Raw genomic sequence first — 25,773 nt, forward strand, 5'->3', positions numbered from 1 at the left:
CAACCCCACGGTCGAGGTCGAGGTCGGCCTCGACGACGGCAGCACGGGTCGTGCCGCCGTTCCGTCGGGCGCCTCCACCGGTGCCTTCGAGGCCATCGAGCTTCGCGACGGTGACCCGAACCGTTACCAGGGCAAGGGCGTCGAGAAGGCCGTCCTCGCCGTCATCGAGCAGATCGGCCCGGAGCTCGTCGGCTACGACGCCACCGAGCAGCGCCTGATCGACCAGGCCATGTTCGACCTGGACGCCACCGACAACAAGGGCTCGCTCGGCGCCAACGCCATCCTCGGCGTCTCGCTCGCCGTCGCCCACGCCGCCTCCGAGGCCAGCGACCTCCCGCTGTTCCGCTACCTCGGCGGTCCGAACGCGCACCTGCTGCCGGTGCCGATGATGAACATCCTGAACGGCGGGTCGCACGCCGACTCGAACGTGGACATCCAGGAGTTCATGATCGCCCCGATCGGCGCGGAGTCCTTCTCCGAGGCCCTGCGCTGGGGTGCCGAGGTCTACCACACCCTCAAGAAGGTCCTGAAGAGCAAGGGCCTGGCCACCGGCCTCGGCGACGAGGGCGGCTTCGCCCCGAACCTCGACTCGAACCGTGCCGCCCTGGACCTCATCCTCGAGGCCATCAAGGAGGCCGGTTACGTCCCCGGCGAGCAGATCGCGCTCGCCCTCGACGTCGCCGCGTCCGAGTTCTACAAGGACGGCACGTACGAGTTCGAGGGCAAGTCCCGCTCGGCCGCCGAGATGACCGAGTACTACGAGGAGCTCGTCGCGGCGTACCCGCTCGTCTCCATCGAGGACCCGCTGTTCGAGGACGACTGGGCCGGCTGGAACGTCATCACCGAGAAGCTCGGCGAGAAGGTCCAGCTCGTGGGCGACGACCTGTTCGTCACCAACCCGGAGCGCCTGGCCCGCGGCATCGAGGAGAACTCGGCCAACGCCCTGCTGGTCAAGGTCAACCAGATCGGCTCGCTGACCGAGACGCTGGACGCCGTCGAGATGGCCCAGCGCAACGGCTTCAAGTGCATGATGTCCCACCGCTCCGGCGAGACCGAGGACGTCACCATCGCCGACCTGGCCGTCGCCACCAACTGCGGCCAGATCAAGACCGGCGCCCCGGCCCGCTCCGAGCGCGTCGCCAAGTACAACCAGCTCCTGCGCATCGAGGAGATCCTCGACGACGCCGCGGTCTACGCCGGCCGCAGCGCCTTCCCGCGCTTCAAGGGCTGAGCTCTCGTAGCCACGTAGTTACGTACGTCCTCGCACCCGGTCCCGTACCGTGTGCGGGGACGTACGTACGTTGACGCGCTGCGCCGGGGAGGCGGAACCATGCCCAAGGCCGGGACCAAGGACCGGTTCTCCACGGCTACCCGCCTGCGGCTGCTCGGCGAGCAGACCGCCGAGCGTGTCTACCGCTCCCAGACCAAGCGCCAGGCCCGCCGCTCCCGCCTCACCGGCCGCGCGGCGCTCCTCGCGCTCGTGCTCTGCTCGCTGGTCGTGGCGCTCGCGTACCCGATGCGGCAGTACGTCTCGCAGCGCGCCGAGATCGACGACCTGCGCCGGCAGAAGGCCGAGCGCCAGGCGGACGTCGAGAAGCTGCGCGACGAGAAGGCCCGCTGGCAGGACGACGCGTACGCGGAGCAGCGCATCCGGGACCGCCTGCACTATGTGATGCCGGGCGAGACCGGCTTCACGGTGATCGACCCCGCGGCGGCGAAGAGCCGGCGCACGGACCAGGGTGCGGCCTCGCGCCCCTGGTACTCGAACGTCTGGGACGGCGTCGACAAGGCCGACCGCCCCGACGACTGACCCACGGACATGGAAAGACAGGCATGCACACGCCTCCGCCGCCCACCCCGCGCACCGAGCCGACCGACGCCGACGTCGAGGCCTTCAAGCAGCAGCTCGGCCGTCCGCCGCGCGGGCTGCGGGCCATCGCGCACCGCTGCCCCTGCGGGCAGCCGGACGTCGTCGAGACCGCGCCGCGCCTGCCGGACGGGACGCCCTTCCCGACGACGTACTACCTGACGTGTCCGCGGGCCGCCTCCGCGATCGGCACGCTGGAGGCGAACGGCGTCATGAAGGAGATGTCGGAGCGGCTCACGACGGACCCCGAGCTGGCCGCCGCGTACCGCAAGGCGCACGAGGACTACATCGCGCGCCGCGACGCCATCGAGGTCCTTGAGGGCTTCCCGAGCGCGGGCGGCATGCCGGACCGCGTGAAGTGCCTGCACGTCCTGGTCGGCCACTCCCTGGCCGCGGGCCCCGGCGTGAATCCGCTGGGCGACGAGGCCCTCGCGATGCTCCCGGAGTGGTGGGCGAAGGGCCCGTGCGTGACGCCGTGCGGGGCGGCCGAGGACGAGGTGGCCGAGTGACCCGCGTCGCCGCCATCGACTGCGGCACGAACTCGATCCGCCTGCTCGTGGCGGACGCCGACCCGCTGACCGGTGAGCTGGTCGACCTGGACCGCCGCATGGAGGTCGTCCGCCTCGGCCAGGGCGTGGACAAGACGGGCCGCCTCGCCCAGGAGGCGCTGGACCGCACCTTCGCGGCCTGCCGCACGTACGCCGAGGTGATCAAGGAGCACGGCGCCGAGCGCGTCCGCTTCGTCGCCACCTCCGCGTCCCGCGACGCCGAGAACCGCGACGACTTCGTCCGCGGGGTCCTGGACATCCTGGGCGTCGAGCCGGAGGTCATCAGCGGCGACCAGGAGGCGGAGTTCTCCTTCACGGGCGCGACCAAGGAGCTGACCGGCCGCGACGACCTCGCGAAGCCGTACCTGGTCGTGGACATCGGCGGCGGCTCCACGGAGTTCGTGGTGGGCACGGACCGCGTCGGTGCCGCCCGCTCCGTCGACGTGGGCTGCGTCCGCATGACCGAGCGCCACCTCGTGCGCGACGGCGTCGTCACCGACCCGCCGACCCGCGAGCAGCTCGACGCGATCCGCGCCGACATCGACGCCGCGCTCGACCTGGCCGAGGAGACGGTGCCGCTCCGGCAGGCCCGCACCCTCGTCGGCCTCGCGGGCTCGGTGACCACCGTCGCCGCGATCGCGCTGGGCCTGGAGACCTACGACTGGTCGGCCATCCACCACGCGCGGATCCCGCGCGAGCAGGTCGCCGCCATCGTGGACCGGCTGTCGCGCGCCACGCACGACGAGCGCGCCGCGATCCCGGTGATGCACCCGGGCCGGGTGGACGTCATCGCGGCGGGCGGGCTCGTCCTGCTCGGGATCATGGAGCGGATCGGCGCCGAGGAGGTCGTCGTCAGCGAGCACGACATCCTGGACGGCATCGGCTGGTCCATCGCCTGAGTCCCGCCGTGCGACCCTCGCCCGAAACCCTTCGCCCGCGGCCATGTGGCCCGCGGGCGAAGGCCTTTGGGCCCCCGTCCGAGAGGGCCAATGGGGCCTTCGGCGACAGGCCGTCGGAAAAGTTCGTGAAGTTCTTCACAAGGAATTCGGCCCTGATGGGCGAGGTTCGGGGGTGTGTGACCGCCGAAAGAGGGTTCCGGGGGCTCCCGGGGGTGTGTCCGGGATGCTTCGGGGGTGTCACGGGAGTGTGGCACGCTCCGGTGGTCCACTCCGTGAGAGGCCTCAGAGCGGCAGCTCACAAGGGGTGAGCAACGACTCGCGTTTCACCGTGGTTCCCATGCGGCGCCATGACCTCCGTCACGTGGGCGGCGAAGTGTAGCAGAGCCCCTGTGCGTCCTTGTGAAGGGGCGCACGAGCGACCCCCGCCGGGCAGGTGGATACTCGATGGCATGAGCACCACGGAGCGTCCCAGGATCCTCGTAGTAGGCGGTGGGTACGTAGGCCTGTACGCAGCTCGGCGCATCCTCAAGAAGATGCGCTACGGAGAGGCGACCGTCACGGTCGTCGACCCCCGGTCGTACATGACCTACCAGCCCTTCCTCCCCGAAGCCGCCGCCGGCAGCATCTCGCCTCGGCATGTCGTCGTCCCGCTGCGACGCGTACTGCCGAAGGCCGAGGTTCTCACCGGCCGGGTCACCACCATCGACCAGGACCGCAAGGTCGCCACGATCGCCCCCCTCGTGGGTGAGGCGTACGAGCTGCCTTTCGACTACCTCGTCATCGCGATGGGCGCGGTCTCCCGCACCTTCCCGATCCCCGGTCTCGCCGAGCAGGGCATCGGCATGAAGGGCATCGAGGAGGCCATCGGCCTGCGCAACCACGTCCTCGAGCAGCTCGACAAGGCCGACTCCACGACCGACGAGGAGGTCCGCCGCAAGGCGCTGACCTTCGTCTTCGTCGGCGGTGGCTTCGCCGGAGCCGAGACGATCGGCGAGGTGGAGGACATGGCCCGCGACGCGGCCAAGTACTACACCAACGTGAAGCGCGAGGACATGCGCTTCGTGCTCGTCGACGCCGCGGACAAGATCCTCCCCGAGGTCGGTCCGAAGCTCGGCCAGTACGGCAAGGAGCACCTGGAGAGCCGCGGGGTCGAGGTCTACCTCTCGACGTCGATGGACTCCTGCGTGGACGGCCACGTGGTCCTCAAGAACGGCCTCGAGGTCGACTCCAACACCATCGTGTGGACCGCGGGCGTCAAGCCGAACCCGGCGCTGTCCCGCTTCGGTCTGCCGCTGGGCCCGCGCGGCCACGTCGACACCCAGACGACCCTCCAGGTCCAGGGCACCGACTACATCTGGGCCGCGGGCGACAACGCCCAGGTGCCGGACCTCGTCGGCCGCAAGGCGGGCAACGAGAACGCCTGGTGCCCGCCGAACGCCCAGCACGCGCTGCGTCAGGCCAAGGTCCTCGGCGACAACGTGATCTCCGGCATGCGGGGCTTCCCGCAGAAGGAGTACAGCCACGCCAACAAGGGTGCGGTCGCCGGTCTCGGCCTGCACAAGGGCGTCGCGATGATCGTCATGGGCAAGATGAAGATCAAGCTCAAGGGCCGTCTCGCCTGGTACATGCACCGCGCGTACCACGGCATGGCGATGCCGACGTTCAACCGCAAGATCCGCGTCTTCGCGGACTGGACGCTCGCCATGTTCCTCAAGCGCGAGGTCGTCTCCCTCGGTGCCCTGGAGGCGCCGCGCGAGGAGTTCTACGAGGCGGCCAAGCCGGCGCCGAAGCCGCCGGTCGCGGCCGAGCCGTCCCCGGCCGTGAAGGCCGAGGAGAAGGCCAAGGCCTCCTGACCTCGCGTCACTGATCCACCCCGAAGGGGGCCGTCCGCCATCCGTGGTGCGGGCGGCCCCCTTCGGCGTGCCCGCACGCGCTTCGGCGTCCCCGCCCGCAAGTAGATGTCACCCACATCTATTTTGCCGTTCCGTGACGCGAAAGCGGGACTGCGCGCCGGGTTCTTTGGTGTTTACGTGGTGTTGGACCGTTCCGGGCCTTGTTCCCCGCGCTCTCAACTCCGGTCGAGCAGGGGAGACCCCATTCGGAGGTGTGCGCCATGCAGGACGCCGCATCGCGGCTGAAGAACCTCGCCGAGCAGCTCATGGGAGCCCCGCTGCCGGTACGTATCCGCGCCTGGGACCACTCGGAGGCGGGCCCTCCGGGCGCCCCCACCCTCGTCGTACGCAACCGGCGCGCCCTGCGCCACCTGCTGTGGAAGCCGGGCGAACTGGGCCTGGCCCGCGCCTGGGTGGCCGGCGACCTGGACGTCGACGGCGATCTGTACACGGCGCTGGACGCGCTGGCGGAGTTCATCTGGGAGCGGGGGCCGGAGCAGGACGGGAAGGGCAGGAGCCTGCGGCAGTCGCTGCGCGACCCGGAGGTCCGCGCCGCCGCCCGCTCCCTGCTCGCCCTCTCCGCGCCCTTCCTGCGGCCGAGCCCGCCGCCGGAGGAGATGCGCGGCCACCGCCGACTCCACCTGCACACCAAGGGCAGCGACAAGCAGGCCATCAGCCACCACTACGACGTCGGCAACGACTTCTACGAGCTGGTGCTCGGCCCGTCGATGGTCTACTCGTGCGCGTACTGGGAGTCGCCCGACGGCACCCTGGAGGACGCCCAGCGCGACAAGCTCGACCTCGTCTGCCGCAAGCTCGGCCTGCGGCCCGGCATGCGGCTGCTCGACGTCGGCTGCGGCTGGGGCTCCATGGCGATCCACGCGGCGCGCGAGTACGGCGTGGGCGTCGTCGGCGTCACCCTGTCCCGGGAGCAGGCCGCCTACGCCAGGAAGCGGATAGCCGACGAGGGCCTCACGGACCGGATCGAGATCCGCGTCCAGGACTACCGCGACGTACGCGACGGGCCGTACGACGCCATCAGCTCCATCGGCATGGCGGAACACGTCGGCGCCGAGCGCTACCTGGAGTACGCGAGCGACCTGCACGCCCTCCTCAAGCCCGGCGGGCGGCTCCTGAACCACCAGATCGCCCGGCGCCCGCAGGCCGACGAGTCGGCGTACACGGTCGACGAGTTCATCGACGCGTACGTCTTCCCGGACGGCGAGCTCGCGCCCGTGGGGACCACGGTCGGGATCCTGGAGCGGGCCGGGTTCGAGGTGCGCGACCTGGAGTCGATCCGCGAGCACTACGCCCTCACGCTGCGCCGCTGGGTCGCGAACCTGGAGGCGCACGGGAAGGAGGGCCGGCGGCTCACCTCGGCGGGCCGTGCCCGGGTCTGGCGGCTCTACATGGCCGCCTCCGCGCTGGCCTTCGAACACAACCGCATCGGCGTCAACCAGGTCCTGGCGGTGAAGACCCCGGAGAGCGGCGCCTCGGGGCTGCCGCTGCGGGCGAGGGACTGGCGGTAGGCCCCGGCGCCGTACGCACGGGAAGGGCCCCGGACGAGGAATCTCGTCCGGGGCCCTTCCCACGTCACCCGAGCGGAGCTACTCCGCCTTGATGGCCTGCAGCGGGTTGAGCCGCGCGGCGCTGCGCGCCGGCCACATCGCCGCGAGGACGCCCACCAGGGCCGCGATCCCGAGGAAGATCGCGATGCGGCCGAACGGGATCTCCATCGCGTACGTGGACACGCTGCTGGAGATCGAGTCGCCCGCGACCCAGCCGAGGAACAGGCCGAGGCCGATGCCGAGAACCGCGCCGAACAGCGAGATCAGGACCGCCTCGATCCGGACCATCTGCTTGACCTTCGCGCGGTCCAGGCCGATGGCCCGCAGCATGCCGATCTCGTGCTTCCGCTCGAAGACCGACATGGCCAGGGTGTTGATGACACCGAGCACCGCGATCAGGATGGCCATCGCCAGCAGGCCGTACAGCATGTTCAGGAGCATGTTGATGCCGCCCGCGACCGCGTTGCTGATCGCGTCCTTGTCCTGGATGGTGATGGCGGGGTTGTCGCCGAGGGCCTTGACGATGGAGTTCTCGGCCCGGTCGGAGGCGCCGCCCTTCATCTTCACCAGGACCTGCTTGTCGACGACCTTGTCGAGGTGCGGGTCGACGACGGAGGTGGGGGCGAAGACGCCGCTGAGCATCTCGTTGGACTCGTAGACGCCGGCGACCTTCAGCTCGACCGTCTTCTTGTCGTCCTCGAACTTCACCGGGAAGGTGTCGCCGACCTCGAGGCCCTTGTCCTTGGCGGTGTCGGCATCGACCAGCGCGCCGCCGTCCTTGAGACCGGCCACCGAGCCGCTGGTGAAGTCCAGGCCCACCAGGTCGCCGAAGGTCTTCGGGTCGACGCCGTTGACCGTGCTGAAGCTGCCGTCGACCTCGCCGTAGGCGCTGCGCAGCGGGCTGCTCGCCTCGACCTCGGGGAGCTTGTCCAGCTTCTGGCGGACCTCGGGGGTCAGGGACTCGTAGTTCGCCATGGAGACGCTGTAGTCGGCCTTCATGGAGCCCGCGGCCATCTTGTTGATGGCGCTGCCCATGGAGGTGGCGACGACCGTCATCGCGGTGATGAGGGTGAGGCCGATCATCAGGGCCGCGGCGGTGGAGGCCGTACGGCGCGGGTTGCGCACCGAGTTCAGGCGCGACAGCTTGCCGGTCACGCCGAACGGCTTCAGGAGCGGCGCCGAGGCGGCGATGAACGGGCGGGACAGCAGCGGCGTGAGGACGATGAAGCCGACGAGCATCACGGCCGCGCCACCGGCCACCGCGTAGTTGTCGTCCATGAAGAGCATCGGCACGCCGATGGCGACGATGAGCGAACCGATGGTGTTGCGCACGACCAGACCGCGCGTGGTCGGCGTCGCGTGGACGCTGTTCATCGCGGCGACCGGCGGGATCTTCGCGGCGCGGCGGCCCGGCAGCCAGGCGGCCAGCATGGTCACGACGACACCGATGACGAGCGCGGAGAGCACGGTCGTCGGACCGATGACGAGCGGTCCGTCGGGCAGCGAGGCGCCGCCGGAGTTCATCAGGGCCTCCAGGCCGACGGCCACGCCGATGCCGAGCGCGAAGCCCGTGACGGCGGCGACCAGGCCGACGAGGAACGCCTCGATGAGGACGGAGCGCGTCACCTGGCGGCGCGAGGCGCCGACGGCCCGCATGAGCGCGAGCTCCTTGGTGCGCTGCGCGACCAGCATGGTGAAGGTGTTGGCGATGATGAAGATGCCGACGAACAGCGCGATGCCGGCGAAGATCAGCAGGACCTGGCTCATCGAGCTGGTCTGCTGCTCGATCATCCGCTCCTGGTCGGCGGAGAGCTGGGAGCCGGTGACGGCGTCCGTGTCCTTGGGCAGGATCTTCTCGACCGAGCTCTTGAGCGCCGACTCGGAGGTGCCCGCGGCGGCCTTCACGTCGATCTCGTCGTACTCGGTCTTGTTCAGCGCCTTCAGCGCGGTGCCGTTGTCCAGGACCACCAGGCTGCCGCCCGCGACGACGCTGCCGTCGGAGGTGTCGAAGATGCCGCTGACCTTCGCGGTGCGGACCGGGCCGTCGGTGGAGTAGCGGACGTTGTCGCCGACCCGGAAGCCGGTGCGCTCGGCGGTCCGGCTGTCCAGGGCGATGTCACCGGCGGACTTCGGGGCGGCGCCCTTCACGAAGTCGTAGCGCGGGTCCTTGCCGTCCTTGCCCGGGTAGAAGTTGGTGCCGGTGGTGCCCCACTCGCCGCCGACCAGCTTGCCGTCCTTGTCGGCGAGCGCGGTGAAGCCGGAGACGGAGCCGATGGCGGAGTCGGCGCCGGGCAGCGCGGCGGCCTTCTTCAGGAGGCCGTCGGTGAGGCGGCCCGGCTGCTTGTCGGCGTCGACGGGGACGCCGTCGGGCTGGATGGCGACGGAGACGTGGTCGAAGCTCTTCGCCGACTTGTTCTTGTAGGCGTTGCCGAAGGTGTCGGTGAAGACCAGGGTGCCGGAGACGAACGCGACGCCGAGCATGACGGCGAGCACGGTCATCAGCAGCCTGGCCTTGTGCGCGAGCACGTTGCGCAGGGCGGTACGGAACATGGGAGTCAAGTCCTGATGGAGGGAGAAGGGGGCGCCCCGAAGGGGCGCGGGGAACTGCGCGACCGGCCACGGCGTGCCCGCGGGCGAAGGGCCCGCGGACGTGGCACGACGCCTAGCTGGTCCGCCCCTTCGCGTCGAAGTGCTTCATCCGGTCGAGCACCCCGTCCGCCGTCGGCCGGATCATCTCGTCGACGATCCGCCCGTCCGCGAGGAAGATGACGCGGTCGGCGTAGGAGGCGGCGACGGGGTCGTGGGTGACCATGACGACGGTCTGGCCGAGGCCCCGCACGGAGTTCCGCAGGAAGCCGAGGACCTCCGCTCCGGAGCGCGAGTCGAGGTTTCCGGTCGGCTCGTCGCCGAAGATGATCTCCGGCTGCGAGGCGAGCGCGCGGGCCACGGCCACGCGCTGCTGCTGTCCGCCGGAGAGCTCGGTGGGCCGGTGGCCGAGCCGGCCGGAGAGGCCGACCATCTCGATGACCTGCTCCAGCCACTGCTTGTCCGGCTTGCGGCCCGCGATGTCCATCGGCAGCGTGATGTTCTCCAGGGCCGTCAGCGTCGGCAGCAGGTTGAACGCCTGGAAGATGAAGCCGATCTTGTCCCGGCGGAGCTTGGTGAGCTGCTTGTCCTTGAGGGTGGACAGCTCGGTCTCGCCGATCCGCACCGACCCGGAGCTGAAGCTGTCGAGCCCGGCGACGCAGTGCATCAGCGTCGACTTTCCGGAGCCCGAGGGGCCCATGATCGCGGTGAACTCGCCCTGCCCGAAGTCGACGGAGACCCGGTCCAGGGCGACCACCTGGGTCTCGCCCTGTCCGTACACCTTGGAGAGATCCGTGGCGCGCGCGGCCACGGCGGTGGCGCGGGCGGCGAAGGGGGTGGTGGTCACGGGGCGGTGCTCCTGTCGGGACGACGAGTGGGGACGTACTCCATCCTGCTGGCCGATCAGCGCCGTGTAGTCAGTCGCTGTTCCGGTTCCGGGGGCCCTCTCCAGTCGGACCCACAGGGCCCGTGTCATACCTGGGGATGACGGCGGTCCCTGAGGAAAGGAGGACGCCGGCCCCGGGAACCGGGCCACGGAGGGGGGAACTATCGGGCGGCTAAATTCCGTCATTCCGTGCAGAGGGCCCCGAGGAGGGACGGGAGTGGGGAAAGGCCTCCGGCAAGTACCGATGGCGCGTACCTGCGGCTGATGCACCCTCAGACGTCAATAAAATAAGACAACATCGGGAAGTCCTTCCGCTGTTCGGGGGATGCCTCCCGATAGGGTCGAATCCTCGACGCGGAGCCCATGGCCTGCCCGGATGGTGGAATGCAGACACGGCGAGCTTAAACCTCGCTGCCCCTCGGGGGCGTGCCGGTTCGAGTCCGGCTCCGGGCACATCCGCTGCTCTCTCTCCGCTCCTCCCGATCATGGAGACGTGCGTTTCTGACGGCACGTCAACTCAGGTGTTCCATGGCGGTGTTGGTGACCACTTCTAGGGCGTGCGCACGCTGTTGAAGCGTGCCGCGGTGTGCAGGTCGGCCTCGATCGCCGCCGCCGTCGCGCGCAGCTCGGGGAGCAGGGCGTCGCGGGTGTCGGCCAGGGGGGCGGTGCCCGCGTGCTGGGCGATGTTCAGGGCGGCGACCACCCGGCCCGCCGCGTCCCTGACCGGGACGGCGACCGAGCGCAGGCCCTCCTCCAGCTCCTGGTCGGCCGTGGCGTGCCCGTCGGCGGCGGCCCGCTCCAGGACGCGGGCCAGCTCGGCGGGGTCGGTCACGGTGTGCGGGGTGAGGGCGCGCGGGGGCGCGGCGGCGATCCGGCGGGCGCGCTCGGGGGCCGGGAGCCCGGCGAGCAGGACCCGGCCCATGGCGGTGGCGTACGCGGGGAAGCGGGTGCCGACCGTGATGTGGACGCTCATGACGCGGACGGTCGCCGCGCGCGCGACGTACAGGATGTCCGTCCCGTCGAGGACCGTGACCGACGCCGACTGGTGGACGCGGTCGGTCAGTTCGCGCAGGTGCGGCTCGGCCAGCTCGGCGAAGGAGAGCCGGGACAGGGCGGCGTGGCCCAGCTCCAGGATGCGGGGGAGGGGCCGGTAGAGGTGGCCGTCGTGGGCGGCGTACCCCTCGCGCACCAGGGTGTGCAGGCAGCGCCGCGCGGTGGCCCTCGGCAGCCCGGCGGACGCGGCGAGCGCGGTCAGTGGCAGCCCGTCGCCCCGGGCCCCGCCCAGCGCCCGCAACACGTCCAGGCCCCGCGCCAGCGACTGCAGGAAACCGGGGCCGAGCTCTTGTTTGGCGGTGGTGGGGGTCCCGGGTTCCGGGAAGGGCGCCTCCCGGATGGGGGTGGCGGTAGCGGTGGTCCCGGGTTCCAGGAGGACCGCCTCCCCGGTGGAGCCGGTCTCCCGTCCGTCCAGTTCCTCCAGCTCCCGCGCCTCCTCCCGCAGCCGCGGCAGCATCGCCTCCGCCAGGCCGTCCGCCGTGTGCCTGCTCGTGTGGCTCACCACCGACAGGGCGTACCGGACGCGGCCCGTGGTGTCGCGGACCGGGACCGCCACCGCGATCAGGCCCGGCTCGATCAGCTGGTCGTCCAGGGCCCAGCCCGTCTCGCGCGAGCGGGCCACGCGCGCCGCGAGGTCCGGGGCGGCGGGCGCGGGCCCCGGCGGCAGCGCGGGGAAGGCGGCCCCGGCGGGCCCCGCCGCCACCCGCGCCCGCCACGCCGCCCACTCCCGCGCGTCCCACGCGTCCGCGAACAGCGCGCCCGGCGCGCACCGCTCGGGCGGCAGCAGGTCCCCGATGCGGAAGGCCACCGACATCGCGCGCCGCCGCGCCGCCTGCGTCACGAAGCGGACGCCGTCGCCGTCCGGCACGGCCAGGGACACCGACTCGTCCAGCTCGTCCGCGAGCCGCGCGGTGCGCGCCGCCACCTCGCCGGTCAGGCCGCTGGCCGCGAGGTAGGCGTTGCCCAGCTCCATGAGGCGGGGGGCCAGGCGCAGCTCCTGGCCGCGCACGCGGACGTACCCGAGCCGGACCAGGGTCGCCACGACCCGGTCGACCGTGGAGCGGGCCAGCCCCGTCGCGCGGACGAGGTCGCCCGCGCGGGCCCCCTCCTCCAGGGTGAGCGCCCGCAGGACGGCGAGGCCGCGCTCCAGGGGACGTACCGACTCTTCCGCCATCGCGCCGCGCTCCTCGTGCCGTGCCGTGTTTCCGGTCCCGCGAAAACGGGTGCCGCACGACCGTTGACAGCGCACAGGCCCGGCCCGAGACTCCCGTCAGCACATTATGAACGAAAGTTCACCAGGCGAACAAGACAGGTGAGCAAGACCGAGCCGAAGGGGCGATCGATGCGCACCACCGTCGGGATCATCGGGGCGGGACCGGCAGGGCTCCTCCTGGCCCGCCTCCTGCACAACGCCGGCGTCGACTCCGTCGTCCTGGAGAGCCGCGACCGCGCCTACGTCGAGCGGCGTCAGCGCGCCGGAATCCTCGAACAGGGCACCGTCGACGTGCTGCGCGCGGCCGGCGCCGGGACCCGCATGGACCGCGAGGGCCTTCCGCACGACGGCGTCGAGCTCCGCTTCGACCGCCGCAGGCACCGCGTCGACCTCCCCGCCCTGACCGGCGGCCGCGCCGTCACCGTCTACGCCCAGACCGAGGTCTGCAAGGACCTCATCGCGCTCCAGCTGGCGGACGGCGGCCCGCTGCTCTTCGGGGCGGAGGCCCTCGCCGTGGAGGACGCCACCACCGACAGCCCCCGGATCCGCTTCCGGCACGAAGGGCGCGAGGACACCCTCGTCTGCGACTACGTGGTCGGCTGCGACGGCTTCTGGGGCGTGGCCCGCACGGCGGTGCCGAAGGACGTCTCCCGGATCTTCGAGCGCGGCTACCCCTACAGCTGGCTCGGCATCCTCGCCGACGTGCCGCCCTCGCACGACGAACTGGTCTACGCCCGCCACGACCGCGGCTTCGCCCTCCTGTCCATGCGCTCGCCGACCGTCACGCGCGCCTACCTCCAGGTCCCCGAGGGCACGGACGCCGCCGACTGGAGCGACACGGAGATCTGGGACGAGCTGGACCGCCGCCTGGAGACCGACGACCCGGCGTGGACGCTGCGGCGCGGGCCCGTCACCGCCAAGTCCGTCACGCCCCTGCGCAGCCACGTCCACGAGCCCATGCGCCACGGCCGGCTCTTCCTCGCCGGCGACGCCGCGCACATCGTCCCGCCGACCGGCGCGAAGGGCCTGAACCTCGCGGTCGGGGACGTCGTCACCTTCGCCCGCGCCCTGCTCCGGTACCGCGACACGGGCGACCCGGGGCCCCTGGACGCGTACTCCGAGACCTGTCTGCGCCGCGTCTGGCAGGCCGAGCGCTTCAGCTACGCGATGACGACCATGCTCCACCGCGCCCCCGACGCCACCGGCTTCGACGACCGCATCCAGCGCGCCCGGCTCGACCGGATCACCACCGCGCGCTCCGCCGAGGCCGACCTCGCCGAGGCCTACACCGGATTCCCCCTGGACCCGCAGGACTAGAAGGAAGAGCCCGTGAACCCACCTGAGCGCACCTTCCGATCCGTCGCCCCCGTCATAGGCCTGTGCTGGCTCGTCGTCTTCTTCGACGGCATGGACGTCAACATCTACGGCGCGGTCATGCCGCACCTCATCGACGACGAGGGCCTCGGCTTCACCGCCTCCACCGCCGGCACCGTCGGCTCCTGGACCACCTTCGGCATGCTGATCGGCGCCCTGTGCTGCGGCACCCTCACCGACTGGGCCGGGCGCAAGCCGATGGTGACGGGCAGCGTCGTCCTCTTCTCGCTGGGCTCCGCGCTGTGCGCGCTCGCGCCGAGCGCCGCCGTCTTCGGCGCCGGACGCTTCGTCTCCGGGCTCGGGCTCGGCGGGCTCATGCCGATCGGGCTCGCGATCGTCGCCGAGTTCGCCCCGCCCCGCCGGGCCGCGCTCGCCACCGGCCTGATGATGACCTCGTACCACGCGGGCGGCATGGCGGCGACGGGCCTCGGGCTCGCGCTCGGCCCCGACCACGGCTGGCGCGTCGTCTTCTGGACCGGCGTGATCCCCGCACTCGTCGCCGTCCCGCTGGTCCTGAGGTGGCTGCCCGAGTCGCCCGGCGTGCTGCTCGCCAAGGGGCGCGCGGAGGAGGCGCGGGCGGTCGCCGCCCGCTTCCGGCTGCCGGAGCCGGCGCCCGCCGAGGCCCCCGAGGCCGGCGCCAAGGGCCGCCTCGCCGCCGTCGCCTCCCTCTTCGGGCCCGGCCTGCGCCTGGCGACGCCCCTGATGTGGACCGCGTCCTTCGCCGGGCTGCTCCTGGTCTACGGGGTCTCGACCTGGCTCCCCGAGCTGATGCGCGCCTCCGGCTACTCCCTGTCCTCCTCCGTCACCTTCCTGATGGTGATCAACGCGGGCGGCATCGTCGGCATGCTCGTCGCCGGGCGCACCGCCGACCGCTTCGGGGCGGTGAAGGTCTCCGCGGTCTGGTTCCTGCTCACCGCGTGCGGCGCCTTCCTGCTCAAGGCCCACCTGCCGCTCGGCGTGGCCTACGCCATCGTCTTCGTCACCGGCATCTGGCTCTTCTCCGCGCAGGTCATGGTGTACGCGGCCGCTCCCGCCGTGTACACGCCCGCCCAGCGGGCCACGGGGCTCGGCTGGGTCACCGGCGTCGGCCGCACCGGGGCGGTCGTCGGGCCCTGGCTCGGCGGGGCGGTCGTGGCGGGCGGCAACGCCTCGCTCGGCTTCACCACCTTCGCCGTCGCCGCGGTCCTCGGCGCCGTCGCCGTCTCGCTCGTGCCACTCGCGCGGCGCAACGATTCCGATCCGGGAACAGTACGGGCCGTCCCGGGCGTTCTCCGTCACAGTGAGGGAAAGATCCTCCCCAAGCACTAGGCTCATCCCTTTGCCTACGCATTACTCTTGAACCCGAGGCCACACACGGTGGCCGTGGAGGAGTGAAATGAGGAGCAGTAACCCGGTCTTCTCGCGACGGGGGTTCAGCCGCGACAACGGCTTCGCCGGCTTCGGCCAGCAGCCGCAGGCCGGGGGACCCGTTGGCGCGACCCAGACCCAGCAGGGCAACCCGTACGCCGGGCAGCAGGCCCCCGCGGGCAACCCCTACGCGACGAATCCGTACGCCCAGCAGGACGCGCAGTACGGCGCGCCGCAGGCGCCCGTAACGACCGCCGGCCGCATGACGATGGACGACGTCGTCATGCGTACCGCCACCACGCTCGGCACGCTCGTGGTCACGGCCGCGCTCGCCTGGGCGCTGCTGCCGGTGGACGACGCCAACATCAGCAAGTCGTACGGCATCGCGATCGGCGCCGGCCTCATCGCGATGGTGCTCGGCCTCGTCCAGGCCTTCAAGCGCAAGGCCTCGCCCGCGCTGATCCTCCTGTACGCCGCTCTGGAGGGTGTCTTCCTCGGCGTCGTCTCCAGCGTCGTCGACAACCGCATCGCGAGCGGCGCGGCCATGCAGGCCGTCCTCGGCACGATGGCCGTCTTCATCGGCGTCCTCGTGGCGTACAAGGCGGGTTGGATCCGCGTCAACCGTCGCTTCTACGGCTTCGTGATGGCCGCGGCGATGGGCTTCCTGCTGCTGACCGCCGTGAACCTGCTGTTCATGGTCTTCGGCGGCGGTGACGGCCTCGGCTTCCGCAGCGGTGGCCTCGGCATCGTCTTCGGCATCGTCGGCATCCTGCTCGGCGCGTGCTTCCTGGCCCTGGACTTCAAGCAGGTCGAGGACGGCATCGCCTACGGCGCGCCGAAGGAAGAGGCGTGGCTCGCCGCGTTCGGTCTGACGATGACCCTCGTCTGGATCTACATGGAGTTCCTGCGCCTGATCGCGATCTTCTCGGGCAACGACTGACGGGTCGGCTGATCTGCCGAAGGGCCCGCGGACCGGAACCGGTCCGCGGGCCCTTCGCCGTTTCGTGTGAGGAATTGACGGGGGGAGTCGCGTGGTCAGCGGAGTTTGCGGGCGGCCCGCCTGAGGTCGTACTCGTGGATGATCGCCTTCGCGTGACCGTACGCGAGGTTGTGTTCGGCGCGGAGCCAGCTGACCTTCTCCTCGAAGCGGAAGAGAGAGGGTCCTTCGTCCACGGCGCGCAGCCAGTCGGCGACTTCACGACCGGTGCAGTGGGGGATTCGTGCGAGCAGGTTGCGGTGGGTCTCCTCGGAGAAGACTTGGGACATCGGCGCCTCCGGACGCGTCGCGATGTGTTCCGGCCTTCACGACACCGTGCCTGAGCGTGGGGGCGTTGGCAACAGTCGCGGAAAGGCGCATAAGGTCGCGGGGTGCTCGATACGACGCCTTTGACGGCCGCAGTGGACCATTTCGCCGATCGCCTGCGGGCCGCCCCGCAGAGCCGCCTGCAGCGCGGCGCGGCGAGCGAAGCACTCGCCCTGGCCAGGGAGTTGGCGGTGCGCACGCAGCGCATCGAGGAACCGGACACGCCGCCGCGCGAGATGCCCGACGCGGGCATGTTCGCCGCCGCCGACCAGATCACCGTCGCGGGCCGCGACCTGGCCCTGGTCCTGCGCGACGAAGCGGAACTCCAGGACGCGCTGCGGCTGGTGGCCGAGGCGCAGAAGCGGGCCGGGGTCTAGCCCTCCCGGCGGGGCTCGGCGTACCAGCGGCGGTGGACCAGCGGTTCGACCGCGAGGACCGCGGCGCCCGCCACCGCGCCCACCAGGAGCGAGGGGGCGCCGCCGCCCGTCATCCACGAGCCCGCGCACGCCGCCGCGACGACCGGGGCGCGCAGCAGGGTCAGCGGGCCGAGGCCGACGACCATGGCGAGGGTGCTCGCGCGGAACGGCAGGACGAAGTACCCGGCGAGCGTGGCCAGGACGACCGCCGCGTACGCCGCGAGCGGGACCAGGAAGCCGACGGCGCCGTCGGACAGCGCGCCGTACACGCGGTCCGTGCCGGCCGCGCCGAGGAGCAGTGCGCAGGCCGTCGCGGCGGGCGCGAGCAGCAGGGCGGCGCCGACCGCCAGACCGCGCAGCCCGGCCCGCACGTTGGCGCGGCCCTTGCGGATGCGGGCGTCACGTCCGGCGAAGGCGCGGAAGCCGCTGAAGGCCGCGTCGGCCAGGCCGAGGGCCAGGAGCGGCAGGGCGGGGTTCATCGCGGGGGCCCGTCGGTGAACCGGCCGGTGGCGCCCGGGTGTTCGGCGGGCAGGAGGTCCTCGGGGCCGGCGAGGCGGCGGGCGGCGCGGCCCAGGGCGCGGCGCAGCGGGCCCTCCAGGTGCGGGCGGATGCCGAGGACCGGGCGCAGGGTGGTGCAGAAGGGGTTGGCGAGGCCGCGCGGCTCGTAGACCAGCGCGCGCATGCCGGGGACCGTGGCGGCCCGCACCAGCGTCTCGTCGGAGTGGGCGCGGCGGGCGGAGGCGACGCCGTCGTGGCGGCCCAGCGGGTGGCGCATGCGGGCCCGGTGGTAGACCCAGGCCCCCAGGGGCGCGAGCGGGGTCGCGGCGATGTCGTAGTGGCAGAAGGCGAGCGCGGGGGAGGCGGCCTGGACCCGGAAGAACTCCGGGAGGGCCGGGCCGCGGAAGTGGTGCAGCACGCCGGTCGAGACGTAGACGGTGGCGGCCTCCGGCAGGTCGAAGGCGTTGCCGTGCACGAAGCGGCAGTCCAGGCCCTCGGCGCGGGCCAGGCGGTCGGCCTCCCCGGCCAGGGCGGCGTCCAGGTCGACGCCGACGAGTTCGACGTCGGGGCCGAGCGCGCCGGTGGCCGCGAGGCGCCGGACGAGGTAGCCGAGGCCGCAGCCGACGTCGACGAGACGCAGGGGGCCGGGGGCGCCGCTCGCGCGGGCGGCGTCGAGGAGCGGGCCGAGCAGGTGCAGCAGCCGGTCGCCGATGCGGAGTTCCTCGCTCAGGCGCTGCATCTCGGTGTGGACGCGGATCAGCAGCCGGTCCACGGCGTGCGGGTCGAGAGTGCCCTCCCGGTCGGCGGGCAGCCGCTCCACGATGCGGGCGCCGCGGGCGTCACCGGCCTCGGTCAGGCGGTGGACCACGTCGGCGCGGCGCACGGGCAGCCGCTCGCCGCTGCGCGGGTCCGAGGCCGTGATCAGGTCGGATATCTCCAGGTGGGGCACGGGGGAGACCCTAGCCGCGCCCCTGGCGGGGTGCGCCGCTCAGACCGAGGCGATGACGCGGTCGGCCAGGATGTAGATGTTCTCCGCGCCGCACTCGAAGGTCAGCGCGTACGCGCCGGAGATCCCGGAGCCGCCGAGCAGGAACGGGGTCTGGCCCTCGCGCAGCGCGGTGGCGAGCAGCTCCGCGGTCTCGCGGTGGCCGGGCGTCATGCACAGCGTCGTGCCGTCCGCGAAGACGTACACGTCCAGGGTGCCCAGCGGGCCGGGCCGGACGTCGGCGAGGGCGGTGCGGGCGACGGCCAGCTCCTCCAGGCAGGCGACCGTGCGCTCGTGGTCGCCGTGCGCGTCGGAGGCCGGGCTCTGCACCGGCACGAAGTCCGGGTGCGAGGGGTGCCGGCGCCGGGCCGCTGCCAACTCCGGGGAGTCCCCGGCGAATTCGTCGGCGGCCGGCTCCACGGAGGGCTCGATCACCGGCTCCAGGCTGTCCGCCTCCAGACCGGCGAAGTCGGCCTGGCGCGGCAGGAACAGCTCGTCGGCGATGCCGTCCGGGATGCCGGGCAGACCGCTGAGGAGCGAGGGCCCGTCCGCGCCGTCGCGGGCCTCCTGGGCGGCCCAGAAGGCGCGGGCCTCGGCGAGCTCGCGCTCCCGTTCCTCGGCGAGCGCCTCGGCCACGGCCGCGCGTATGTCATCGGTGTCCACGGTGGTGCGGGCGCCCGGCACCGTGGGGTGCTGGCCGCTCGCGGCACGGCTGTCGGCCAGCTCGGTGCGCAGGGCTGTTATCTCAGCGAGCTGCTTCCGCAGGCCGTGCACTGCGTGCAGGGCGGCGGCGCCCACGACCGTGGCAGCGGCCGTGGAGAGCAGCAGGGCAAGAGGCAAGGCGCTCACTGACGTACTCCCGGTTTCAAGTCGACCCCCGACTTCCTACATCAGCTTGAAGCCTGCACGATCCGCCTGTCAGTGCATTACGTCACGAATTGGACAGGTCTTTCGGCCCGGGGTTTATCCACAGATGCGCTCTGAGCTGGGCATATGCATCTCCCCCAGGAGATAGGTCACATCCTGGGGGAGATTGGGTCACGAACAGATGCAGAGACAGAGCGTCAGTTCTGCGAACTGTGTGTCAGCGGTGACGGGCTAGCTCAGGCGCTCGATGACCATGGCCATGCCCTGGCCGCCGCCCACGCACATCGTCTCCAGGCCGAACTGCTTGTCGTGGAACTGGAGGGAGTTGATGAGCGTGCCGGTGATGCGCGCGCCGGTCATGCCGAAGGGGTGGCCGACGGCGATGGCGCCGCCGTTGACGTTCAGCTTGTCGATGTCGACGCCCAGGTCGCGGTAGCTCGGGATCACCTGGGCGGCGAAGGCCTCGTTGATCTCGACGAGGTCGATGTCGTCGATGGTGAGGCCGGCGCGCCGGAGGGCCTGCTTGCTCGCCTCGACCGGGCCGAGGCCCATGATCTCGGGGGAGAGGCCGGTGACGCCGGTGGAGACGACGCGGGCGAGCGGGGTGAGGCCCAGCTCGCGGGCCTTGGTGTCGCTCATGATCACGAGGGCGGCGGCGCCGTCGTTCAGCGGGCAGCAGTTGCCGGCGGTGACCAGGCCGTCGGGGCGGAAGACGGGCTTGAGGCCCTGGACGCCCTCCATGGTCACGCCCGCGCGCGGGCCGTCGTCCTTCGAGACGACCGTGCCGTCCGGGGTGGTGACCGGGGTGATCTCCCGCTCCCAGAAGCCGTTCTTGATGGCCTGCTCGGCGAGGTTCTGCGAGCGGACGCCGAACTCGTCCATGTCCTGGCGGGTGACGCCCTTGAGGCGGGCGAGGTTCTCGGCGGTCTGGCCCATCGCGATGTACGCGTCCGGGATCAGGCCGTCCTCGCGCGGGTCGTGCCAGGTGGAGCCCTCGGACTCGGAGACGGCCTTGGTGCGCGCCTCGGCCTCGGCGAAGAGCGGGTTGTGGGTGTCCGGGAGGCCGTCGCTGGTCCCCTTCACGCTCCGGGACACCATCTCGACGCCCGCGGAGATGAAGACGTCGCCCTCGCCGGCCTTGATGGCGTGCAGCGCCATGCGCGTGGTCTGCAGGGACGAGGAGCAGTACCGCGTGATCGTGCAGCCGGGGAGGTGGTCCATGCCCATCTGCACGGCCACGACGCGGCCGAGGTTGTGGCCCTGCTCGCCGCCGGGCAGGCCGCAGCCGAGCATCAGGTCGTCGATGTCCTTGGGGTCGAGCCCGGGGACCTTGGCGAGGGCGGCCTCGATGATCGTGGCGGTCAGGTCGTCCGGCCGCAGGTCCTTCAGCGACCCCTTGAAGGCGCGGCCGATCGGGGTGCGGGCGGCGGAGACGATCACGGCTTCGGGCATCAGGGCGCTCCAGGGTTGCTTCGTGGCATGCGGACCGTTTGGGAAGTTACCCGCACGTAGCACGAAGGTCACCGGTACGGGCATGTGATGCGGGCCGCATTTTACTAAGCGCTTGCTCAGGCCGGGGGTGTGGAGGCGCGGCGCGGGGCGGGGTGGACCGCCCCGGGGCGCGGGGAACCGCGCGACCGGCCCCCACCGGCCCGCAGGGACGGACGACCGGATGCCCCCTCAGGACGGCAGCGGCGCGCCTCCGTGCGGCAATGGCGCCTCAGGACGCCCGCGGCGCGCCTCCGTGCGGCAATGGCGCCTCAGTGCGGCAACGGCGACGGCTCCGGCGTCTGGATGCGCCGGCGCCGCCGACGCTTGAGGAGGGCCCACGGACCCCGCGGTCCGGTGGGCATCGCGGCGGTGACCTCCGTACCGCCCTCCGAGGCGGCCTGCGCCGCCGCGCGGGCCACGGGAAGGAAGCCCTCGCGCCGCGAGACGTCGGGGCGCTCCTCCTCCGGCCACAGCCCGAGCGCCGCGCACAGCGTCGGCAGGACCGCCATGGCCGCCGTCGCGTACCCCTCCGCCGAGGGGTGGTAGTTGTCGGGGCCGAACAGCTCCCGGGGGTTCGCCGCGAACTCCGGGCCGAGCAGATCGCCCAGCGACACCGTGCGCCCGCCCTGCTCGACCACGCCGATCGTCTGCGCCGCGGCCAGCTGCCGCGAGACCCGGCGGGCCAGCCACCGCAGCGGCTGGTAGACGTTCTCGACCGTGCCGAGGTCGGGACACGTGCCGACGACCACCTCCGCGCCGACCGTGCGCAGTCTGCGCACCGCGGCGGACAGACAGCGCACCGACCGCGTCGGCGGCATCCGGTGCGTCACGTCGTTCGCCCCGATCATCACCACGCACACGTCCGGCACCCAGTCCGGGTCCGAGAGGATCAGCGTGACCTGCCGGTCCAGGTCGTCCGACTGGGCGCCGGGCAGCGCCACGTTCCGCAGGTCGACGGGGCGCTCGGCGACCGCGGCGAGCCCGGAGGCGAGCAGCGCCGCCGGGGTCTGCCGGGCCCGGTGCACGCCCTGCCCGGCGGCCGTGGAGTCCCCGAGCATCGCGAACCGCACCGGTTCGGCGGGCGCGGGCCTGGCCGGCTGATCGGCGAACGCTCTGCCGTAGCGGCCGTCGGCGCGCGGCGGATCCGCGCGCTCGCCGTTGCCCACGTTGCGTTTGGCCAGCTGCACCTCGGCGAGCACCACGCCCACCGTGGCGGCCCCGAGGAGGCCGATGCCTCCGCCGCCGTATGCCGCGCCCGCTGCGATCCGCCGTGCCACCCTCGCCCTCGACATGCCCCGCAGCCACCTCCTCGTAGCCGTATCGCCGTCATCCACTCATTGCCCCGTAAGCACGGTCGGCCAATCGCAAGCGGAGGTGAACGGATGAGCCGGACCCTTAGGCTGACCGCACCAATTCGTCGCACTACATCGCAGCCCGGAGACAACGGTGCAATTCCACGACTCGATGATCAGTCTCGTCGGCAACACCCCGCTGGTGAGGCTCAACAACGTGACCGCGGGCATCCAGGCGACCGTCCTGGCCAAGGTCGAGTACTTCAACCCCGGCGGATCCGTGAAGGACCGCATCGCGCTGCGCATGATCGAGGCGGCCGAGCAGAGCGGGGAGCTGAGGCCCGGCGGCACCATCGTCGAGCCGACCTCCGGAAACACCGGAGTCGGTCTCGCCATCGTGGCCCAGCAGAAGGGCTACAAGTGCATCTTCGTCTGCCCGGACAAGGTGTCCCTCGACAAGATCAACGTCCTGCGCGCGTACGGCGCGGACGTGGTGGTCTGCCCCACGGCCGTCGACCCCGAGCACCCGGATTCGTACTACAACGTCTCCGACCGCCTCGTGCGCGAGACCCCCGGGGCCTGGAAGCCCGACCAGTACAGCAACCCGAACAACCCCCTCTCCCACTACCACTCCACCGGCCCCGAGCTCTGGGAGCAGACGGAGGGGAAGATCACCCATTTCGTCGCGGGCATCGGGACCGGCGGCACCATCTCGGGTACGGGCGGCTATCTGAAGGAGATCTCCGAGGGCAGGGTCACCGTCGTCGGTGCCGATCCCGAGGGCTCCGTGTACTCCGGCGGCTCCGGCCGGCCCTATCTGGTCGAGGGCGTCGGCGAGGACTTCTGGCCGACCGCGTACGACCGGAACGTGACGGACGAGATCATCGCGGTGTCCGACAAGGACTCCTTCCAGATGACGCGGCGCCTGGCCAAGGAGGAGGGGCTGCTCGTCGGCGGTTCCTGCGGCATGGCGGTCGTGGCGGCGCTGCGGGTCGCCGAGCGGCTCGGCCCGGACGACGTCGTGGTGGTGCTCCTGCCCGACTCCGGCCGCGGCTACATGAGCAAGATCTTCAGCGACGAGTGGATGAACGACTACGGCTTCCTGGAGCAGGCCGGCGACCAGCCGGACGTCGGCGACGTGCTGCGCCGCAAGGAGGGCGGCGAGCTGCCCTCGCTGGTCCACATGCACCCCGAGGAGACGGTCGGCGAGGCCATCGAGGTCCTTCGCGAGTACGGCGTCTCGCAGATGCCGATCGTGAAGCCGGGCGCCGGTCACCCGGACGTGATGGCGGCCGAGGTCATCGGCTCGGTCGTGGAACGCGAACTGCTCGACGCCCTCTTCGCGCAGCGCGCCTCGCTCTCCGACCCGCTGGAGAAGCACATGTCGGACCCGCTGCCGCAGGTCGGCTCCGGTGAGCCGGTGGCGGACCTGATGTCGGTGCTCGGCGGCGCGGACGCGGCGATCGTCCTGGTCGAGGGCAAGCCGAAGGGCGTCGTCAGCCGCCAGGACCTGCTCGCCTTCCTCGCGGAGCAGCAGGGGCAGTGACCCGGCAGGGGGGAGGCGGGCCGCCCGCGCGGGCCGGAGCCTTGGGGTGAACTTCGCGGAAGTGGTACGAGCGCGACACGTCCGCGCAGCACCCGCTTAACACGGCTCCGGCACAGTGGGGTTCATCGGCGTCAGGAACTCCGGAGCGGCTCCCGGACCTCCACCGACGCCCGGACGCGGCCTGGCCCTGACCCGGTGCGCGTCCCTCGCGGGGACCGCCGTCGTCCCGCCCCCTGGGCAACCGGGGGTGCGGCGGTCCTCGCGACTGCCTTCCGGCTCAGTCGTCCCACTCCGACGTGCGGTCCTTGCGGCGGCCGAAGCGGGCGCCGCGGACCGAGTGCACGGCGTTCACGCCGAAGATGCCGGCCCAGGTCACGACGAGGCCCGTCAGGCCCGCGTTGACCGCGCCGATCGCGGACAGCGGGACCGCCAGGATCAGCGAGATGACGCCGAAGCCGAAGCGCTCGCTCCAGGAGTCCACGGCGCTGCCGGGGGAGCGGGCGCCGCGGGCGACGACCATCTGCTGTTCGGCCAGGTGACGGCGCATACGGCGGTCGATCGTGCCGTCCAGGCGCTGCTCGACCTTCCCGAGGAAGGAGTCGACCAAGGCGGAGTCGTACTCTTCGCCGAGTTCCCTGCGCGCGTGCAGGGTGGCGTCGAGTTCCTTCTTGAGTTCCGCGTCACGGGCTTCCATACCGCTTCACGTTACGGCGCCGGAGCCTGTGCCGCGGTGGGGCTAACCCCCCTTTCCGGTCGGGGCCCGTCCCCCGGGGCGGGCGCGTTCCGCCGGGCCAGCGCCCAGTACAGCACCGCGGGCACCACGAGCCCCACGATCCACGAGACGTCCGCGCCGCCCAGCGGCTCGACCAGCGGGCCGGTGTAGAAGTGCGTGACGAGGAACGGCAGCTGGGCGAGGAGCCCGACGCCGTAGACGACCAGCGCGTCCCAGCGCCAGGCGCCGTAGCGGCCGCGCGGGTCGAAGAGCGCGGGGATGTCGTACCGCTCGCGCGAGATCAGGTAGTAGTCGACGAGGTTGATGGCCGACCAGGGCGTGAAGAACGTCAGCAGGAACAGCAGGAAGTCCTTGAAGGACGTCAGGAAGCTGTCCTTGCCGAGCAGCGCGACCGCCGTGCCCGCCACCATGATCAGGGCGATGTAGGCGGCCCGGCCGCGCGGTCCGAGCACCTTCTGGCCGCGGAATCCGCTGATGCTCGTGACCATCGACATGAAGCCGCCGTAGGTGTTGAGCACGTTGATGGTCAGCTTGCCGAGCGCGATCACGAAGTACAGGAACGACGCGATCAGGCCGGTGCCGCCGAGGCCGACGACGTAGCCGACCTGGTCGGCGAGGAACTTCTCGCCCGCGCTCGCCGCCACGAGCACGCCGAACGTCATCGACCACTGCGAGCCGACCGCCGAGCCCGACAGGGTCCACCAGAACGTGGCCCGGCCCGATGTCGTACGCGGCAGATAGCGCGAGTAGTCCGCGACGTACGGCCCGAAGGCGAGCTGCCAGGACGCCGAGAGCGAGACGGCGAGCAGGAACATCGGCAGGTCGAAGTGCGCGTCGGACAGGAGCGCGGAGAGGTCCACGCGGTCCAGGAGGCGGATGCCGAGGTAGACGAAGGCGAGCGCGCAGATCGCGCTCGCCACTCGGCCGAGCGCGTGGATGACGCGGTAGCCGACGGCCGCCATGACGGCCGTGACCACGGCGAAGATCACGATGCCGGTGGTGTCGTCCGTGTGCGTGAGCTCGGCCGTGGCCTGTCCGGCGAGCACGCTGCCGCTCGCGAAGAAGCCGACGTACATCAGGATGACCAGGAGCAGCGGGACGACCGCGCCCTTGACGCCGAACTGGGCGCGGGACTGGATCATCTGCGGCAGGCCGAGCCGGGGGCCCTGCGCCGAGTGCAGCGCCATCACCGCGCCGCCCAGCAGATTGCCCAGCACGAGGCCCACGATCGACCAGACCACGTCCCCGCCGAAGACGACGGCGAGGCCGCCCGTGACGACCGCGGTGATCTGGAGGTTGGCGCCGAGCCAGAGCGTGAACTGGCTGAACGCGGTGCCGTGCCGTTCGTCGTCCGGGACGACGTCGATGGAGCGCCGCTCCACCAGGTCTTCGGCTGCCATGCCGTCCGC

22 protein-coding genes and 1 tRNA gene are annotated in these 25,773 nt (G+C 71.8%); 12 read left to right on the forward strand and 11 right to left on the reverse strand.

Annotation, left to right across the window (positions count from 1 at the left end):
* From eno to AOK22_RS08475, 6 genes are all read left to right on the forward strand, one after another.
* The coding region (gene eno, locus AOK22_RS08450) for a phosphopyruvate hydratase (RefSeq protein WP_055697972.1) at positions 1-1,231 on the forward strand (1,231 nt) is incomplete at its 5' end.
* Between the two features lie 99 nt (positions 1,232-1,330).
* Positions 1,331-1,810, forward strand: a complete 480-nt coding sequence (locus AOK22_RS08455; RefSeq protein ID WP_055697973.1) for an FtsB family cell division protein — start codon at positions 1,331-1,333, stop codon at positions 1,808-1,810.
* Between the two features lie 23 nt (positions 1,811-1,833).
* Complete coding sequence (locus tag AOK22_RS08460; protein WP_055697974.1) at positions 1,834-2,376, forward strand: DUF501 domain-containing protein; 543 nt, start codon at positions 1,834-1,836, stop codon at positions 2,374-2,376.
* Complete coding sequence (locus tag AOK22_RS08465) at positions 2,373-3,314, forward strand: Ppx/GppA phosphatase family protein (RefSeq protein ID WP_055697975.1); 942 nt, start codon at positions 2,373-2,375, stop codon at positions 3,312-3,314. Before AOK22_RS08460 ends, AOK22_RS08465 begins: the two co-directional genes overlap by 4 nt.
* A gap of 449 nt (positions 3,315-3,763) precedes the next feature.
* Entirely contained in the window at positions 3,764-5,167 is a 1,404-nt protein-coding gene (locus AOK22_RS08470; protein ID WP_079036436.1) for an NAD(P)/FAD-dependent oxidoreductase, read from the forward strand.
* Positions 5,168-5,427: 260 nt separating this feature from the next.
* Entirely contained in the window at positions 5,428-6,735 is a 1,308-nt protein-coding gene (locus AOK22_RS08475; RefSeq protein WP_055697977.1) for an SAM-dependent methyltransferase, read from the forward strand.
* A 78-nt stretch (positions 6,736-6,813) separates the two neighbouring features.
* Here the strand turns inward: AOK22_RS08475 and AOK22_RS08480 are convergent, their stop codons facing one another.
* Both AOK22_RS08480 and AOK22_RS08485 read right to left on the reverse strand, forming a co-directional pair.
* Positions 6,814-9,324 carry an ABC transporter permease gene (locus AOK22_RS08480; RefSeq protein ID WP_055697978.1) on the reverse strand — a complete coding sequence of 837 codons (2,511 nt, stop codon included), beginning with the start codon at positions 9,322-9,324 and terminating at the stop codon, positions 6,814-6,816.
* A gap of 112 nt (positions 9,325-9,436) precedes the next feature.
* Positions 9,437-10,207 carry an ABC transporter ATP-binding protein gene (locus tag AOK22_RS08485; RefSeq protein WP_055697979.1) on the reverse strand — a complete coding sequence of 257 codons (771 nt, stop codon included), beginning with the start codon at positions 10,205-10,207 and terminating at the stop codon, positions 9,437-9,439.
* 409 nt (positions 10,208-10,616) lie between these two features.
* Between AOK22_RS08485 and AOK22_RS08490 the strand changes: the two genes are divergently transcribed.
* A tRNA-Leu gene (locus AOK22_RS08490) sits at positions 10,617-10,699 on the forward strand.
* A 97-nt stretch (positions 10,700-10,796) separates the two neighbouring features.
* Here AOK22_RS08490 and AOK22_RS08495 read toward each other — a convergent pair.
* Positions 10,797-12,473 (reverse strand): IclR family transcriptional regulator domain-containing protein, encoded by a 1,677-nt coding sequence (locus tag AOK22_RS08495; RefSeq protein WP_055697980.1) that lies wholly within the window; start codon positions 12,471-12,473, stop codon positions 10,797-10,799.
* Positions 12,474-12,641: 168 nt separating this feature from the next.
* Between AOK22_RS08495 and AOK22_RS08500 the strand changes: the two genes are divergently transcribed.
* The 3 genes from AOK22_RS08500 (at position 12,642) to AOK22_RS08510 (ending at position 16,173) form a co-directional block, all read left to right on the forward strand.
* Positions 12,642-13,829, forward strand: a complete 1,188-nt coding sequence (locus tag AOK22_RS08500) for a 4-hydroxybenzoate 3-monooxygenase (RefSeq protein WP_055697994.1) — start codon at positions 12,642-12,644, stop codon at positions 13,827-13,829.
* 12 nt (positions 13,830-13,841) lie between these two features.
* Positions 13,842-15,194, forward strand: a complete 1,353-nt coding sequence (locus tag AOK22_RS08505) for an MFS transporter (protein WP_237773113.1) — start codon at positions 13,842-13,844, stop codon at positions 15,192-15,194.
* A 67-nt stretch (positions 15,195-15,261) separates the two neighbouring features.
* Entirely contained in the window at positions 15,262-16,173 is a 912-nt protein-coding gene (locus AOK22_RS08510) for a Bax inhibitor-1/YccA family protein (protein ID WP_055697981.1), read from the forward strand.
* A gap of 95 nt (positions 16,174-16,268) precedes the next feature.
* On the opposite strand, the gene AOK22_RS08515 is transcribed toward AOK22_RS08510, so the two are convergent.
* The gene (locus AOK22_RS08515) at positions 16,269-16,499 is read right to left on the reverse strand and encodes a DUF4287 domain-containing protein (RefSeq protein ID WP_055697982.1); all 231 of its coding nucleotides are present in this window, start codon (positions 16,497-16,499) and stop codon (positions 16,269-16,271) included.
* A 102-nt stretch (positions 16,500-16,601) separates the two neighbouring features.
* On the opposite strand from AOK22_RS08515, the gene AOK22_RS08520 reads away from it, so the two are divergent.
* Positions 16,602-16,913 carry a hypothetical protein gene (locus AOK22_RS08520; protein WP_237773114.1) on the forward strand — a complete coding sequence of 104 codons (312 nt, stop codon included), beginning with the start codon at positions 16,602-16,604 and terminating at the stop codon, positions 16,911-16,913.
* Here the strand turns inward: AOK22_RS08520 and AOK22_RS08525 are convergent.
* The 5 genes from AOK22_RS08525 to AOK22_RS08545 form a co-directional block, all read right to left on the reverse strand.
* Positions 16,910-17,431 carry a hypothetical protein gene (locus tag AOK22_RS08525; protein WP_055697984.1) on the reverse strand — a complete coding sequence of 174 codons (522 nt, stop codon included), beginning with the start codon at positions 17,429-17,431 and terminating at the stop codon, positions 16,910-16,912. The two genes, AOK22_RS08520 and AOK22_RS08525, sit on opposite strands and share 4 nt — an antisense overlap.
* Positions 17,428-18,399, reverse strand: a complete 972-nt coding sequence (locus tag AOK22_RS43685; protein WP_055697985.1) for a class I SAM-dependent methyltransferase — start codon at positions 18,397-18,399, stop codon at positions 17,428-17,430. The genes AOK22_RS08525 and AOK22_RS43685 overlap by 4 nt, the downstream gene beginning before the upstream one ends.
* Positions 18,400-18,438: 39 nt before the next feature.
* On the reverse strand, positions 18,439-19,275 hold the full coding sequence (locus tag AOK22_RS08535) for a hypothetical protein (protein WP_055697996.1): 837 nt from the start codon (positions 19,273-19,275) through the stop codon (positions 18,439-18,441).
* 258 nt (positions 19,276-19,533) lie between these two features.
* Positions 19,534-20,754 (reverse strand): acetyl-CoA C-acetyltransferase, encoded by a 1,221-nt coding sequence (locus AOK22_RS08540; RefSeq protein WP_055697986.1) that lies wholly within the window; start codon positions 20,752-20,754, stop codon positions 19,534-19,536.
* 308 nt (positions 20,755-21,062) lie between these two features.
* Positions 21,063-22,085, reverse strand: a complete 1,023-nt coding sequence (locus AOK22_RS08545) for an SGNH/GDSL hydrolase family protein (RefSeq protein WP_193433127.1) — start codon at positions 22,083-22,085, stop codon at positions 21,063-21,065.
* 154 nt (positions 22,086-22,239) lie between these two features.
* Here AOK22_RS08545 and AOK22_RS08550 point away from each other — a divergent pair, with 154 nt between their 5' ends.
* Entirely contained in the window at positions 22,240-23,631 is a 1,392-nt protein-coding gene (locus AOK22_RS08550; protein WP_055697988.1) for a cystathionine beta-synthase, read from the forward strand.
* Between the two features lie 277 nt (positions 23,632-23,908).
* Here the strand turns inward: AOK22_RS08550 and AOK22_RS08555 are convergent, their stop codons facing one another.
* Entirely contained in the window at positions 23,909-24,325 is a 417-nt protein-coding gene (locus AOK22_RS08555; RefSeq protein WP_055697989.1) for a hypothetical protein, read from the reverse strand.
* Positions 24,326-24,336: 11 nt separating this feature from the next.
* Positions 24,337-25,764 (reverse strand): purine-cytosine permease family protein, encoded by a 1,428-nt coding sequence (locus AOK22_RS08560; RefSeq protein WP_055697997.1) that lies wholly within the window; start codon positions 25,762-25,764, stop codon positions 24,337-24,339.
* Between the last annotated feature and the right edge of the window lie 9 nt (positions 25,765-25,773).

Origin of the sequence: Streptomyces silaceus (genome assembly GCF_001419745.1) — a bacterium.
GTDB classification, from domain to species: Bacteria; Actinomycetota; Actinomycetes; order Streptomycetales; family Streptomycetaceae; genus Streptomyces; species Streptomyces silaceus.

Excerpts from the sequence above, each read along its gene's own strand:
- AOK22_RS08455 (WP_055697973.1), top strand. The coding sequence starts at position 1,331 with ATGCCCAAGGCCGGGACCAAGGACCGGTTCTCCACGGCTACCCGCCTG.
- AOK22_RS08460 (WP_055697974.1), top strand. The coding sequence starts at position 1,834 with ATGCACACGCCTCCGCCGCCCACCCCGCGCACCGAGCCGACCGACGCC.
- AOK22_RS08470 (WP_079036436.1), top strand. The coding sequence starts at position 3,764 with ATGAGCACCACGGAGCGTCCCAGGATCCTCGTAGTAGGCGGTGGGTAC.
- AOK22_RS08475 (WP_055697977.1), top strand. The coding sequence starts at position 5,428 with ATGCAGGACGCCGCATCGCGGCTGAAGAACCTCGCCGAGCAGCTCATG.
- AOK22_RS08480 (WP_055697978.1), bottom strand. The coding sequence starts at position 9,324 with ATGTTCCGTACCGCCCTGCGCAACGTGCTCGCGCACAAGGCCAGGCTG.
- AOK22_RS08495 (WP_055697980.1), bottom strand. The coding sequence starts at position 12,473 with ATGGCGGAAGAGTCGGTACGTCCCCTGGAGCGCGGCCTCGCCGTCCTG.
- AOK22_RS08500 (WP_055697994.1), top strand. The coding sequence starts at position 12,642 with ATGCGCACCACCGTCGGGATCATCGGGGCGGGACCGGCAGGGCTCCTC.
- AOK22_RS08510 (WP_055697981.1), top strand. The coding sequence starts at position 15,262 with ATGAGGAGCAGTAACCCGGTCTTCTCGCGACGGGGGTTCAGCCGCGAC.
- AOK22_RS08515 (WP_055697982.1), bottom strand. The coding sequence starts at position 16,499 with ATGTCCCAAGTCTTCTCCGAGGAGACCCACCGCAACCTGCTCGCACGA.
- AOK22_RS08525 (WP_055697984.1), bottom strand. The coding sequence starts at position 17,431 with ATGAACCCCGCCCTGCCGCTCCTGGCCCTCGGCCTGGCCGACGCGGCC.
- AOK22_RS08540 (WP_055697986.1), bottom strand. The coding sequence starts at position 20,754 with ATGCCCGAAGCCGTGATCGTCTCCGCCGCCCGCACCCCGATCGGCCGC.
- AOK22_RS08545 (WP_193433127.1), bottom strand. The coding sequence starts at position 22,085 with ATGTCGAGGGCGAGGGTGGCACGGCGGATCGCAGCGGGCGCGGCATAC.
- AOK22_RS08555 (WP_055697989.1), bottom strand. The coding sequence starts at position 24,325 with ATGGAAGCCCGTGACGCGGAACTCAAGAAGGAACTCGACGCCACCCTG.
- AOK22_RS08560 (WP_055697997.1), bottom strand. The coding sequence starts at position 25,764 with ATGGCAGCCGAAGACCTGGTGGAGCGGCGCTCCATCGACGTCGTCCCG.